The following is a 12,656-nucleotide window of genomic DNA, read 5'->3' on the forward strand; positions in this document are numbered from 1 at the left end:
CAACTTAAAACAGATGGCCGAGCTTACCCGACTTGGTGGCCAGATATTTGGCATTGTGGGGGTTTTGGCCGGTTTGCAGCGGCAGGCGCTCCACCACATCGACCCCCTGATCGGTCAGGGCTTTTACCTTGCGCGGGTTATTGGTCAGTAGGCGCACCTTGCTGATCTTCAGCTGCTCGCACATCACCTTCAACAGGCTGTAATCGCGCATATCGGCACCGAAACCCAGCTGCTCATTGGCTTCAACGGTATCGGCGCCCTCATCCTGCAGCTTGTAGGCACGGATCTTATTGATCAGGCCAATGCCCCGGCCTTCCTGGCGCAGATAAAAAATGGCGCCGCGGCCCTGCTCTGCCACCTTTTCCATGGCCGCCTGCAGCTGCGAACCACAGTCGCAGCGCATACTAAACAGCGCATCGCCGGTCAGACACTCCGAGTGAATGCGGGCGAGCACAGGCTGGCCATCACCGATATCGCCAAGACTGAGCACCACGTGCTCCTTGCCGAGTTCAGCGTCCTCGAAACCATGAATATCAAACACTCCCCACGGGGTAGGAAGCTTGGAGGACTCAATAAAGCGGACCGCCACGGGCATCTCCAAGAAAAAATCCGGTGGCGCATTTTATCAGCGCCAGCGCCATCAGGCGAGCCGCAATCCACTCCGCGGAGTTTAATGGGAGGTCAGGGTGAGTATATTGCCGCGCTCTTGAATATCGACGTGCTCCAAAAAGCTCATGCCCAACAAAATCACATGGGGGTGATCACCATCGACAACGACCGCGGGAACCTGCCTGCGCTCGATGCCGCCCACCGCCAACTTGTTGAGTTTCACGGAAAAACCACGGCTGACTCCCGAGGCCGTGGCAATACTGACCACCGGCGCACCGTCATAGCGAATCCCCAGCTGGCGAGCTTGGCGAGCGCTCATCGCCACCGTTGTGGCGCCCGTGTCGACCACTGCCTCGGCCGAACGGCCGTTGATATGCACCCTGCTGCGGTATTCGCGGTTGCCGTTGCGCTGCAATACCACCTCCATATTGCCGCTTTCAACATAGTGCGTACCAATGCGCTTATTGAGCTGTAAACGGTGCATTTTGCCCTGAAAGCGCACCAGTGCCGATCGCGAATTCGCCGCGATCACCTTGGCGCCCTTGGCGTGACTGCTGCCGGCACGCACCAACTGCTGCTGCCCATCAATCTCGAGCAGAACAGCATTTTTAAACAAGCCACGGACAGTCAGTTCGGCGGCATGTAGCGTGCTTGCCAGCAGCGACAGCGTTATCAATATCAGCAATTTTTTCATCGCAACTTCCTTCTCGCGGGTCTCGCCTCGCTGATTGGCAGGCGACGAAGCGCGCCTGTCACTGAGACCATGCTACTACCCACAAAACAATTTACGATACGTAATAGCCGCGACCTCAGACAACACATACGCTCACACACTACTAAACACTCGTCTCCTTAATAAGTCGATAAACCAGCGGTGGCCGGCATCGCCCCCCAGACTGGCCGGCCACATCAACCAAATCGGCACGGCCAACTGCGACAGCGGAAAAGGCAAGACCTGTATAGGATAGACTGCGGCAAACTGCTCAGCCAGCCGCCGCGGCATCGTCGCCAGGCTCTCCGTTTGCGACACCACCGCGGGCATCGCCGCAAAATGCTGTACTTGGACATCCACCCTGCGCCGCAAGCGCTCGCCGCCCAGCGCCAGCTCCAACTGACTGCGATAGCGACTGCGCTGACGCAACAGAATATGCCCCTCGGCAAAATACTGCGCCGCGCTCAACTCAGCGTTAATACGCGGGTGCCCAACCCGGGCGATGACCACCAGCTCTTGCTCACCCAGCGGGGCCGCACAAATCTTATCGGACTCCACCCGCACAAAATCAATGACCGCGTCGTAGTCCAGGCGCGCCAGCACCTGACCGACATCCTGGCGCTCAAGCACCTCATTGCGCAAACGCAGCGCCGGCCCAGCCGCCTGCAGAGCGTGCAACACGCTGCCCAGCTCAGTAATTTCCAGAGAACCGTCAGCCAGCACCGCAAACTCCCGGCTGGCCGTGGCGGGGTCAAATTGCTGTTCAACGGTCAGCGCCTCGGCGATCAGGGACAATGCCTCAGCCACCGCGGGCTGCGCCGCCAGCGCCCGCGGGGTGGGCTGCATCCCACTGCGGCTGCGCACAAACAACTCGTCTTTCATGGTCAGCCGCAGGCGCTGCAGGGCCGCACTGACCGCCGGTTGGCTCATCCCCAGCTGCTCGGCCACTCGCGACATATTGCGCTCGCGCAGCAGCGCCTCAAACACCGTAAGCAGATTCAAATCGACAGCACGTAAATTCAGCTTCATAAATAATACATATACAAATTATCAAATTTACAAATAGCTTAATTCCCGTAGGCTGTCCACATTGGCCACGATAATACGAACAGAGGACGCCTATGAACATTCAGCCCAGCCACCTTGTCGGCGGATTTATTATTCTTTTGGCCCTGTGGGAGTGGCTCAGCGGCCGCGCCCGCGAGCAGCGCAAAAGCAAAGAAGACTGGCAGATGGCCGGCCTCAGCGCCGCCGGCATGATTATTATCCAGCGGCCAGCGCTGCTGTTTGGCATCGCCTGGATAGCGGGGTTAATCATCCCTCACTACCAAGGCGCGCTCCGCGGCTTAGAAACCAACTATTTCTGGGCCACCCTCATCGCCTATATCGCACTGGAAGAGTTGTTTCACGGCATAGGCCACTGGTTTGCCCACGCCCGTCGCCCCAAAACGCTGTGGCTGCGACGCATCCAAAACTTGTACAAAATGGGCCACCGCCCCCACCACCTGTCAGGCGGCAATGACGGCAAGGGCCAGCTGAGCGTTACCCAGACCTTTGTTGAGCACTGGCTGTGGTGGTTCATCATGCCCAACTACTGGTTCCAGTTTCTGGCGCTCTACCTGGGACTCACGGAAGTCTTTATTGTCGGCACGCTGTTTAAGGGGCTGTGGGCCGCACACAACCATGTGAACTGGAACTACGACCTGTATCTACTCAACCATCGCTGGGCCTGGGTGCGCAAAGCCATGTATGGGCTCTGCCATATTTTCACCTTCCCCACCCAGCACCATCACCATCACGCCCGCGGCAAAAACTCCGGCAGCAATCTGTGCAATCTGCTGTCCATCTACGACTGGCTGCTCTTCAACAGCCTGGTGATCGAGCGAAAAAGACCCGAAATCTACGGCTGGCGCCAGAGTCCCGAAGAAGAGCACAGTGTCCTCTACCGCTATTTTGCTACCGACCTCGCCAAACTGCGCTAGTCAGCCCCGATCGTGCAGCGCCAGCAGCTCGGCGACCACCGCCTCGGGGTCGTCGGCCTCGGTGATGGCGGTAATCATCGCACAACTGCCCACCCCGCAGGCCAACACCTCGCGGGCGCGGCGCACATCGATGCCGCCGATGGCGGTCAGGGTGTAATGGGGAGCCAGCAGCGCCACCCAGCGACGCAGGCGACTCAAGCCCCGCGGGCCAAAACGCATCACCTTGCTGGTCGTGGCATACACCGGGCCAATGGCAATATAGCTGGGCCGCAGGGCGTGGGCCCGTGCCATTTCATAATAACTATGAGTACTGACTCCCAGGCGCAAGCCCGCCTTGGCGATGGCCGCCAGATCGGCGACATCCAAATCCTCTTGGCCGAGGTGAACACCGTAGGCCCCCGCAGCGATCGCCTGCTGCCAGTAGTCATTGATAAACACCCGGGCATTATGCTCGCGGCCCAAGGCGACAGCGCGAGCAATTTCCTCGTGCAGATTCGCCTGCTGGGGATCTTTGATGCGCAGCTGGATAGTTTTGACACCGCAGCGCAGCAGTCTTTCTATCCACTCACTGCTGTCGACCACCGGATAGAGCCCCAGCTCACCACCGCAATCGGGGAAGACCGGCCGCTCAGCCGCCGGCAAGCGCCGGCTGAGCGTCGGCAAGTCCGCCAACTGCTGTGGCCAGCCCAGGTGGGCAACCGGCCCCGGACCACCGCCCAATTGCACCGACATGCGCAAGCCTTGGCTGACATAGGCCTTGGCAATCACTAAGGCATCAGCCAGCTCGTAGCCCCGCGCCATCAGCGCAGTAATTGCCGACGACAGCGTACAGCCCGTGCCGTGGGTATTCAGCGTGTCGACATTACTGCCACTCAACCAAAAGCCCGTCTCACCATCGGTCCAATAATCGTGGCGCCGGCCATCGCGGGCCGCCAGGTGACCGCCAGTGATCAACACCGAGCGCGCTCCCAGGGTAACGATATCCACAGCCGCGCGCTCGACCTCTTCCAGTGAGGCAATTTTACGATTCAGCAGGGTCTCCGCCTCGCTGATATTAGGCGTCAGCAAGTCGGTGCGGGGCAGTAATTTTTCAATCAGTACCTCACTGACCCCATCCTCCATCAACTGGCCGCCACTGGTCGATACCATCACCGGGTCGCAAACGACAAAGCCGCGGTAATCGGCCAGGTACTTCGCCACCATGTCCACCACGCCCTCGTCACCTAACATGCCGAGCTTTATCGCCGCCGCCTGCAGATCACTGTCCAGGGCATTGATCTGCGCCGCCAGCGCCCGGCGCGGGGTAATCGACACATGGCCAACAGTAAAACTATTCTGCGCGGTCAGCGCGGTGATCACCGTACAGCCGTGAACACCGAAGTCGTGAAAACTGGCTAAGTCAGCCTGAATACCGGCGCCGCCACCGGAGTCTGAACCGGCAATCGACCATGCAATGGGCTTGGAGTGACTAGCCATAGAACCTCTTTCTATTACATTAGGCGGCGCGGGGCCGCCCAGAATACAGCGACCTCGGCGGTCGCCGCCGCTTACTCGGGACGAAAAATTGCCTCGGCCTTGAGCCACATCGGTCGGTCGCGCAGACGCAATAAATAGGCCTTGATGTTTTCGTAGGGGCCGAGCACATCACCGCCGGAAGGGCCGGGAATCAGCGGCGAATCCAACATCATCAGCGGAAAGGCCACCATAATATCGGCAGCGCTAAACTCGCCAGCGATATACTCGCGGTCGGCGAGCACCTTTTCCATATAGCCCAGCACCGTAGAGAACTCACCCTGCACAAAGCTGACATAGGCCGGATTGTTCACCCCGCTCAAGCCGGCGATCATATTCATCAGCACCGGCGTCATCAGAGTCGACTCCGCCGCATGCAGCCAGTGCAGATAATCAATATAGGCCGGGGTGCCCGCCGCAGGTCGCAGCCGACCCTCTCCATAGGTATCAAGCAGGTACTCAATAATTGCACCCGATTCGGGAATGACCATGCCGGCGTCTTCGATAACCGGCGCCTTGCCCATCGGACTGACCTCCCACAGCGACGGCGGCGAGCGAAACGTTTCGGGATCGCGGTCGTGCTTGACCAGGCGGTACTCCAGGCCCAGCTCTTCGGCGAGCCAGATTATTCGGTCTGAACGCGACAGACCGAGATGATGAATCGTTAACATGGGGCGCTCCCTTCTCTTAAATGAAACAAGCTCTACGTCCCGGCCGCCAACAAAGATCAGCGCTCATTGTTGAGCATAGCAGCCGATGCCCGCTTGCACCGCGACGCGCCCAATATGAGCGGCGATCACTCGTAGCAAGCCAAGTCCGCTCAGCGCCCCCTACTGCTGATGCCAAAACGGCATACCCAGGGTCGGCGTCGACGGCGAGGCAGTTTGGCGCTCCGGCATCGCGCCGGCCAGATAGCCCTTGCGCCCCGCGCTCAAGGCTTCACCGAAGGCCTCGGCCATGGCGACGGGCTGGGCCGCCTGGGCCACCGCCGTGTTCAGCAATATCCCGTCGTAGCCCAACTCCATCGCCTGCACCGCATGGGAAGGTTTGCCGATACCGGCGTCGACAATCAATGGCAGCTCCGGCAGGCGCTCGCGAATGGTCTGCAAATTATAGGGATTCATCAGGCCGCGTCCGGTGCCAATTGGCGAGCCCCAGGGCATCAGCACTTCGCAGCCGGCATCGCGCAGGCGCTGACAGACCACCAAATCATCGGTGCAATAGGGAAAGACCTTAAAGCCCAGCTTGCTCAGCTGGGCCGCCGCCTCGATGGTCGCGATGGGGTCGGGCTGCAGATTGTAGTCGTCGCCGACAACTTCCAGCTTCAACCAGTCGGTTTCAAACAGCTCGCGGCTCATCTGCGCCAGGGTCACCGCCTCTTTAACGCTGTGACAGCCGGCGGTATTGGGCAACAGCGCCTTGTTCAATGACTTGATCTGCTGCCAGAACGCGCTGCCGCCCGCCTGCTCCGGCGACTGGCGGCGCAGGCCAACGGTGACAATTTCGGCACCGGAGGCGGCAATCGCCTCGCACATAATCTGCGGCGACGGATACAGCGCACTGCCGATCAGCAAGCGACTGCGAAACGTCTGACCATAGAGGGTCCAGCTATCGGACTCGGTCTGGCTCATTGTCGACCCCTGTCTATCCCTGTTGAAACATTGTATTGGCGGCCAAGCGCCGGCCCCTAGCCGCCTTGCACGGGGGCCAGCACGTCCAACTGGTCACCGTCGCGCAGGCGCTGCGCGGCATAGCCCGAGCGCGGCACAAAGTCGCCGTTAATCGCCACCGCCACCTTGCCGCTGACAAAGCCCCAGTCGGCCAATAAGTCGGCCAGTGAGCGGCTGCCGTCACAGTGTTTTTGCTGATTGTTGACACTTACTGAAATCATTTCTCTTATCCGATACAACGGCGGTCAAATGCCTCAAGCGCCGCTTCCACTACATGGGGGCTGAGCAGGTAGCCGTGGCGATACAGGCCGTTGACCTGCAACAGCCCGCGCTCGGCGCGCACTACCGGCAAATTATCCGGCATCGCCGGCCGACAGTGTGCCCAGGCGTGCTCCACCGTCGCCTCGGCAAAGCCGCTGTGCAAACTGTACAGCGCCGACAACAGCTCCAAACTGCTGCGCACCGTCACCGGCGCCATCGACTCGCTCTCGATTTCGGTGGCGCCAATCACATAGCGCTGCTGCGGACGCGGCGACACATAGAGCTTGTAGCGCGGATGCATCAGCCGCACCGGCCGCGACAGCTGCACCTCCGGCGCATGCAACCACAGCACCTCGCCGCGCACAGCGCGCAGCCCCGCCAACTGGCCCTTGGCCCCCGTGCCGCGGCAGTCCAGCACACAGTCAAACGGCTGCCAGTCCCCGCCCACACGCAGCCGCTGGGGCGCCAGCTCCGCCACCTCGGTGTGCTCGCGCCACTGGCCACCGGCGGCGCTGATCGCCGTTTCCAGCGCGGCGAGTAACGCGGTATTGTCCAAATAGCCCTCGTCGGGCAGGTACAGACCCTCGCCGTAGCGCTGCGCCAGCTCCGGCTCCAGCGCCGTCAATTGCGCCCGGTCGAGCCGCTGCACGCGCTCCAGGTGCTCGGGCACCACGGCCTGCAGCTGCTGCATAAAATGCTGCAGCGTCGACTTGTCCAAGTCGTGGGCCACCACCACACTGCCATCGACGGCATGGGCAATCTGCCGTCCGCTCTCGGCCTGCAACAGCGCGATCTGCTCGGGCCACCAACGCAGGGCCATCAGCCCCCAGTCGAACACCCGGCGCTCGGCACTGGCGACCTCGGTGTAGGGCGCCAACATCGACGCCGCCACCCGCGCCGCACTCCGCTCGCCGGCGCGGCTGCCGCGTTCAAACAGCGTCACCTGGCAGCCGCGCGCCAGCAGCTTCCAGGCCAACAGCCGGCCCAACAGGCCGGCGCCGACAACGGCGATAGACTCCCCGGCCATCGCGACTCAGACCTTCTGGTAGATCTCGCTACCCTGGGCCTTAAACTCCTGGGATTTCTTCGCCATCTCCTGCTCCAACTCGTCAGCTTCCAGCTTGGCGGCGTAGTCGCGCACGTCCTGGGTGATTTTCATCGAACAGAATTTTGGCCCGCACATCGAGCAGAAATGCGCCACTTTGGCGGATTCCTTGGGCAGGGTTTCATCGTGGTATTCGCGGGCGGTATCCGGGTCCAGACCGAGATTGAACTGGTCTTCCCAGCGGAACTCGAAGCGCGCCTTGCTCAGCGCATTGTCGCGCAGCTGGGCACCGGGGTGGCCCTTGGCCAAGTCGGCGGCGTGCGCGGCGATCTTGTAGGTAATGATGCCGGTTTTGACGTCGTCTTTATTGGGCAGCCCCAAGTGCTCTTTCGGCGTGACATAGCACAGCATGGCGCAGCCATACCAACCGATTTGCGCGGCGCCGATACCCGAGGTGATATGGTCGTAGCCCGGCGCGATATCGGTGGTCAGCGGCCCCAAGGTGTAGAACGGCGCCTCGTCGCAGTGCTTGAGCTGCTCGGTCATATTCTCCTGAATCATCTGCATCGGCACATGACCGGGACCTTCAATCATCACCTGCACATCGTGCTTCCAGGCCTTTTTGGTCAGCTCGCCAAGGGTGCGCAGCTCGCCGAACTGGGCTTCGTCGTTGGCGTCGGCCACCGAGCCGGGGCGCAGGCCATCGCCCAGCGAGAAGGACACATCGTAGGCCTTCATAATTTCGCAGATATCGTCGAAGTGTGTGTAGAGGAAATTCTCTTTGTGGTGGGCCAGGCACCACTTGGCCATGATCGAGCCGCCGCGCGACACGATACCGGTTACCCGCTTGGCGGTCAGCGGCACATAGCGCAGCAATACCCCGGCGTGAATGGTGAAATAATCCACGCCCTGCTCGGCCTGCTCGATCAGCGTGTCGCGAAAGATTTCCCAGGTCAGGTCTTCAGCCACACCGTCGACTTTTTCCAGCGCCTGATAAATCGGCACCGTGCCCACTGGCACCGGCGAATTGCGCACAATCCACTCGCGGGTTTCGTGAATATTTTTACCGGTCGACAAGTCCATCATGGTGTCGGCACCCCAGCGGATGCCCCAGGTTAACTTGGCGACTTCTTCCTCGATGCTCGAGCCCAGGGCCGAGTTACCGATATTGCCGTTCACCTTCACTAGGAAGTTGCGGCCGATAATCATCGGTTCCAGCTCGGGGTGGTTGATATTGGCGGGAATAATGGCGCGGCCGCGGGCGACCTCGTCACGAACAAATTCCGGGGTGATCTCCTCGGGAATACTGGCGCCAAACGACTGACCGGGGTGCTGCACTGCCAGTCCGCCGGCCTCGCGAGCCTGAGCCAGCGCCATGTTTTCACGGATGGCAATGTATTCCATTTCCGGGGTGATAATGCCGCGCTTGGCGTAGTGCATCTGGCTGACATTCTGTCCGGCCTTGGCGCGACGCGGCCGGCGCTTCAGCTCAAAGCGCAGCTGCTCCAGGCTCAGGTCGGCGGCGCGCTTGCGCGTGTACTCGGAGCTATCGCTGCTCAGCAGCTCGGTGTCATCGCGGTCGAGAATCCACTGCTCGCGAATGGGCTCCAAGCCCTTGCGAATATCAATGCTGGCACTGGGGTCGGTGTAGGCACCCGAGGTATCGTATACCCGCACCGGCGGATTGGGTTCCAACCGGGTACTGCCATCGGCCTCGGCAACCGGGGTCGCGGTCAGTTTGATTTCGCGCATCGGCACGCGAATATCCTCACGACTGCCCTGCACATACACCTTGCTGGAACCGGGCAGCGGCTCAACGGCTGCGGCATCGACCTGTGCAGTATCGCGAAGTAACGGATAGTCAGATGAACTCATTGTTTTCCCCTCAGTGCGCCGGACGCAACTGTATTGATGAACGCGGGGAAAAGATCGTCACAGAAGACGGATTAACACTGAGGCGAACTTGTTCCCTACGCTGGCATTACCCAGATCAGGTACAACGGGACTCGCTTTCGCGATCTCAGCCCAAGGGCGCCCCGACAAGACCGAGCCAGTGTAGGGCGCAGACCGAACAATGGCAAGGGATTGGCGCCGCCCAGCGGCGCTATAGTTCGACGCTGATGGCCTGCGCGGCGGCAATGGCCTTGCGTTTGGCCTCGTCGATATCAACGCCGCGGGCCAGTGCCACCCCCATGCGGCGCTGACCGTCGACCTCGGGCTTGCCGAACAGCCGCAGCTGGGTATCGGGCTCGCGCAGCGCCTGCTCAAGATTGCCAAAACTGGCCTGTTGCGAGCGCCCCTCGACCAGCAGCACCGCCGACGCGGCGGGGCCGTGCTGGTGGATATTGCCAACCGGCAGGCCGAGGATGGCACGGGCATGCAGGGCAAACTCCGACAGGTCTTGCGAGATCAAGGTGACCAGCCCGGTGTCGTGGGGCCGGGGCGAGACCTCGCTAAACCACACCTCGTCGCCCTTGATAAACAATTCCACGCCAAACAATCCCCAGCCGCCCAGCGCCGCGGTCACCGACTCGGCAATCGCCTTGGACTTGGCCAGTGCCGCCGCCGACATCGGCTGGGGCTGCCAGGACTCGCGGTAGTCGCCATCTTCTTGGCGGTGGCCAATCGGCGCGCAGAAGCTGCAGCCGTCGCGGTGGCGCACGGTGAGCAGGGTAATTTCATAGTCGAAGTCGACAAAGCCCTCCACGATCACCCGCCCGGCCCCGGCGCGACCGCCCTCCTGGGCGTATTGCCAGGCGCGCTCAATATCCTCGGCGCGGCGCAGCAAACTCTGGCCCTTGCCCGAGGAGCTCATAATCGGCTTGATCACGCAGGGCATACCGATCTCGCTAACCGCTGCGCTGAAATCGGCAAAATTATCGGCAAAGCGGTAGGCCGAAGTGGCGATATTGAGGGTTTCCGCCGCCAGCCGGCGAATGCCTTCGCGGTTCATGGTGAGCTGGGCAGCACGGGCGCTGGGCACCACGGTATAGCCCTCGTCTTCCAGCTCGACCAGCACATCGGTGGCAATGGCCTCGATCTCCGGCACGATGTAGTCGGGCTTTTCCAGCTCGATCACCCGGCGCAATTCGGCGCCGTCGAGCATGGAAAAACAGTGGCTGCGATCGGCCACCTGCATGGCCGGCGCATTGTTGTAGCGGTCGCAGGCGATCACCTCGACACCCAGGCGCTGCAGCTCAATCGCCACCTCTTTGCCCAATTCGCCACTGCCACACAATAAAACCTTGCAAGCACTGCGGCTAAACGGCGTGCCAATAGAAACCATGTCACCCTCACTCATCATTGTTGAAGTCGCGGCCGCCCCGCTCTACAGCAACACAAACAGCAGCTGCAAAACGAAAAAGGCGTAAATCCCGGCCAGTACATCGTCGATCATAATACCCAGACCGCCGTGCACGCGGGCATCCAATACGCGAATCGGCCAGGGCTTCCAGATATCAAACAGGCGAAACAGCGCAAAGCCCAGCAGCAGCCAGGGCCAGCCCGGCGGCAGTAAAAACAGCGCGATCCACAGGCCGACAAATTCGTCCCAGACAATACCGCCGTGGTCGTGCACGCCCAGCGCCCTGGCGGTTTCACCGCAGAGGTAGACCCCCAGCGCAAACGCCGCGACCACCACCGCAATATAGCTGCTGGCCGGCAAGTACTGCAGTGCAAACCACAGCGGCAGTGCCGCCAGGGTGCCGAAGGTGCCCGGTGCCTTGGGCGCCAAGCCACTGCCGAAACCCAGTGACAAAAGGTGGATGGGGTTGCGCAACAGCGCGGGGGGAATGGTTTTCATAGCGCCTCAAAAATGTTGGTAGCCCGCAGCCGGGCAGTAGTCGCCACCCTGCGCATCGATGCAGCGCAGGCCCGGTTCGGCGGCAATATCACCGATGTAGCTGAGCGGCAATTGCAGCGTCTCGGCCAGCGCCGCAATCGCCGCCGCGTGCTGCGGCGGCGCGGTGAAACACAGTTCGTAGTCATCGCCGCCCGATAAAGCGTAGTCTAGCGCCGAAGGGTGACCGGCAAGCGGCGCCGACAGCGGCAACGACGCCAGCCGCACGGTGGCACCGACGCCACTACAGCGCAAAATATGACCGAGGTCAGCGGCCAAGCCGTCGGAAATATCAATCGCCGCCGAGGCAATACCCCGCAGCGCCTGACCCAGCGCCAGGCGCGGTTCGGGCTGGTGGTAGCGCCGCAGCCACTGCTGCTGATCGGCATCGGGCTCATCGACATCCAGCACCGCCAGCGCGGCCCGGGCATCGCCCAGGGTGCCGGACACATAGATGCGATCGCCAAGCTTGGCACCGCTGCGCAACAGCGCGGCGCCGCGCGGCGCCACCCCCATCACCTGCAAGGTGATACACAGCGGTCCGCGAGTGGTGTCGCCACCGGCCAGCGCCATGCCATAGCGGGCGGCCTCGGCGGCCAAGGTGGCGCTAAAGCCCGCCAGCCAGACTTCGTCGAGCTGCGGCGCGGTCAGCGCCAGGGTGAAGGCCCGCGGGCTGGCGCCCGCGGCGGCCAGGTCGCTGACGCACACCGCCAGCGCGCGGCGCGCCAGCGCCTCAGCGGGATAGTGTTTGGGAAAGTGAACGGCTTCGACCAGGGTGTCCACCGACAGCAGCAGCTCTTCGCCGGCCGCCGGCGCCAGCACCGCGCAGTCATCGCCAATACCGCAGCGCAAAAAAGCCGACTCGGCAGACAGCGGCCGGAAAAAGCGCTCGATTAAGGCAAATTCCGACAGGGTCTCGGCGCTGCTCATCGGCGCCTAGCCATCGGCCCTAGGGCGGCGGGACTTTTCGGCACTTACCTCGACCTCGCGCGCGGCGGCGGCAACGCGGTCCAGCACGCCATTGATA

General features: G+C 61.7%; 13 protein-coding genes and 1 riboswitch. Of the genes, 1 reads left to right on the plus strand and 12 read right to left on the minus strand.

Translation table 11 applies throughout. The annotated features are described in order from the left end of the window. Positions 1-4: 4 nt before the first annotated feature. The 3 genes from ribA to ABYM29_RS07165 all read right to left on the minus strand — a co-directional run bounded on the left by ribA (position 5) and on the right by ABYM29_RS07165 (position 2,350). Positions 5-589 carry a GTP cyclohydrolase II gene (gene ribA, locus ABYM29_RS07155; RefSeq protein ID WP_372863952.1) on the minus strand — a complete coding sequence of 195 codons (585 nt, stop codon included), beginning with the start codon at positions 587-589 and terminating at the stop codon, positions 5-7. An 81-nt stretch (positions 590-670) separates the two neighbouring features. Further along, positions 671-1,303: a TIGR02281 family clan AA aspartic protease gene (locus tag ABYM29_RS07160; protein ID WP_372863954.1), complete on the minus strand. Its 633-nt coding sequence runs from the start codon at positions 1,301-1,303 to the stop codon at positions 671-673. 132 nt (positions 1,304-1,435) lie between these two features. Then, a complete protein-coding gene (locus tag ABYM29_RS07165; protein ID WP_372863956.1) occupies positions 1,436-2,350 on the minus strand; it encodes a LysR substrate-binding domain-containing protein in 915 nt (304 codons plus the stop codon). A 92-nt stretch (positions 2,351-2,442) separates the two neighbouring features. On the opposite strand from ABYM29_RS07165, the gene ABYM29_RS07170 reads away from it, so the two are divergent. After that, positions 2,443-3,303: a sterol desaturase family protein gene (locus ABYM29_RS07170; protein ID WP_372863958.1), complete on the plus strand. Its 861-nt coding sequence runs from the start codon at positions 2,443-2,445 to the stop codon at positions 3,301-3,303. Here the strand turns inward: ABYM29_RS07170 and thiD are convergent, their stop codons facing one another. The 9 genes from thiD to thiL form a co-directional block, all read right to left on the minus strand. Further along, positions 3,304-4,779 (minus strand): bifunctional hydroxymethylpyrimidine kinase/phosphomethylpyrimidine kinase, encoded by a 1,476-nt coding sequence (gene thiD / locus ABYM29_RS07175; RefSeq protein ID WP_372863960.1) that lies wholly within the window; start codon positions 4,777-4,779, stop codon positions 3,304-3,306. 71 nt (positions 4,780-4,850) lie between these two features. Then, positions 4,851-5,486 (minus strand): glutathione S-transferase family protein, encoded by a 636-nt coding sequence (locus ABYM29_RS07180; RefSeq protein WP_372863962.1) that lies wholly within the window; start codon positions 5,484-5,486, stop codon positions 4,851-4,853. Between the two features lie 159 nt (positions 5,487-5,645). Continuing rightward, positions 5,646-6,446 carry a thiazole synthase gene (locus tag ABYM29_RS07185; protein WP_372863964.1) on the minus strand — a complete coding sequence of 267 codons (801 nt, stop codon included), beginning with the start codon at positions 6,444-6,446 and terminating at the stop codon, positions 5,646-5,648. Between the two features lie 56 nt (positions 6,447-6,502). Next, positions 6,503-6,706 carry a sulfur carrier protein ThiS gene (gene thiS / locus ABYM29_RS07190; protein ID WP_372863966.1) on the minus strand — a complete coding sequence of 68 codons (204 nt, stop codon included), beginning with the start codon at positions 6,704-6,706 and terminating at the stop codon, positions 6,503-6,505. A 5-nt stretch (positions 6,707-6,711) separates the two neighbouring features. Continuing rightward, the gene (gene thiO / locus ABYM29_RS07195; protein ID WP_372863968.1) at positions 6,712-7,773 is read right to left on the minus strand and encodes a glycine oxidase ThiO; all 1,062 of its coding nucleotides are present in this window, start codon (positions 7,771-7,773) and stop codon (positions 6,712-6,714) included. A 6-nt stretch (positions 7,774-7,779) separates the two neighbouring features. Next, the gene (gene thiC, locus ABYM29_RS07200; protein WP_372863970.1) at positions 7,780-9,666 is read right to left on the minus strand and encodes a phosphomethylpyrimidine synthase ThiC; all 1,887 of its coding nucleotides are present in this window, start codon (positions 9,664-9,666) and stop codon (positions 7,780-7,782) included. A 75-nt stretch (positions 9,667-9,741) separates the two neighbouring features. Next, positions 9,742-9,840: riboswitch (TPP riboswitch) on the minus strand. Between the two features lie 55 nt (positions 9,841-9,895). Next, a complete protein-coding gene (gene purT, locus ABYM29_RS07205) occupies positions 9,896-11,077 on the minus strand; it encodes a formate-dependent phosphoribosylglycinamide formyltransferase (protein ID WP_372863976.1) in 1,182 nt (393 codons plus the stop codon). Positions 11,078-11,119: 42 nt separating this feature from the next. Further along, entirely contained in the window at positions 11,120-11,593 is a 474-nt protein-coding gene (locus tag ABYM29_RS07210) for a phosphatidylglycerophosphatase A (protein ID WP_372863972.1), read from the minus strand. A gap of 6 nt (positions 11,594-11,599) precedes the next feature. Beyond that, positions 11,600-12,559, minus strand: a complete 960-nt coding sequence (gene thiL, locus ABYM29_RS07215) for a thiamine-phosphate kinase (RefSeq protein WP_372863974.1) — start codon at positions 12,557-12,559, stop codon at positions 11,600-11,602. Positions 12,560-12,656 lie beyond the last annotated feature (97 nt).

Source organism: Spongiibacter sp., assembly GCF_041602295.1.
Lineage (GTDB): Bacteria > Pseudomonadota > Gammaproteobacteria > Pseudomonadales > Spongiibacteraceae > Spongiibacter.

What these genes read in the sequence shown, in the direction of transcription:
- ABYM29_RS07160 (WP_372863954.1), bottom strand. Translation starts at nt 1,303, where the DNA reads ATGAAAAAATTGCTGATATTGATAACGCTGTCGCTGCTGGCAAGCACG.
- ABYM29_RS07165 (WP_372863956.1), bottom strand. Translation starts at nt 2,350, where the DNA reads ATGAAGCTGAATTTACGTGCTGTCGATTTGAATCTGCTTACGGTGTTT.
- ABYM29_RS07170 (WP_372863958.1), top strand. Translation starts at nt 2,443, where the DNA reads ATGAACATTCAGCCCAGCCACCTTGTCGGCGGATTTATTATTCTTTTG.
- thiD (WP_372863960.1), bottom strand. Translation starts at nt 4,779, where the DNA reads ATGGCTAGTCACTCCAAGCCCATTGCATGGTCGATTGCCGGTTCAGAC.
- ABYM29_RS07180 (WP_372863962.1), bottom strand. Translation starts at nt 5,486, where the DNA reads ATGTTAACGATTCATCATCTCGGTCTGTCGCGTTCAGACCGAATAATC.
- ABYM29_RS07185 (WP_372863964.1), bottom strand. Translation starts at nt 6,446, where the DNA reads ATGAGCCAGACCGAGTCCGATAGCTGGACCCTCTATGGTCAGACGTTT.
- thiS (WP_372863966.1), bottom strand. Translation starts at nt 6,706, where the DNA reads ATGATTTCAGTAAGTGTCAACAATCAGCAAAAACACTGTGACGGCAGC.
- thiO (WP_372863968.1), bottom strand. Translation starts at nt 7,773, where the DNA reads ATGGCCGGGGAGTCTATCGCCGTTGTCGGCGCCGGCCTGTTGGGCCGG.
- thiC (WP_372863970.1), bottom strand. Translation starts at nt 9,666, where the DNA reads ATGAGTTCATCTGACTATCCGTTACTTCGCGATACTGCACAGGTCGAT.
- purT (WP_372863976.1), bottom strand. Translation starts at nt 11,077, where the DNA reads ATGGTTTCTATTGGCACGCCGTTTAGCCGCAGTGCTTGCAAGGTTTTA.
- ABYM29_RS07210 (WP_372863972.1), bottom strand. Translation starts at nt 11,593, where the DNA reads ATGAAAACCATTCCCCCCGCGCTGTTGCGCAACCCCATCCACCTTTTG.
- thiL (WP_372863974.1), bottom strand. Translation starts at nt 12,559, where the DNA reads ATGAGCAGCGCCGAGACCCTGTCGGAATTTGCCTTAATCGAGCGCTTT.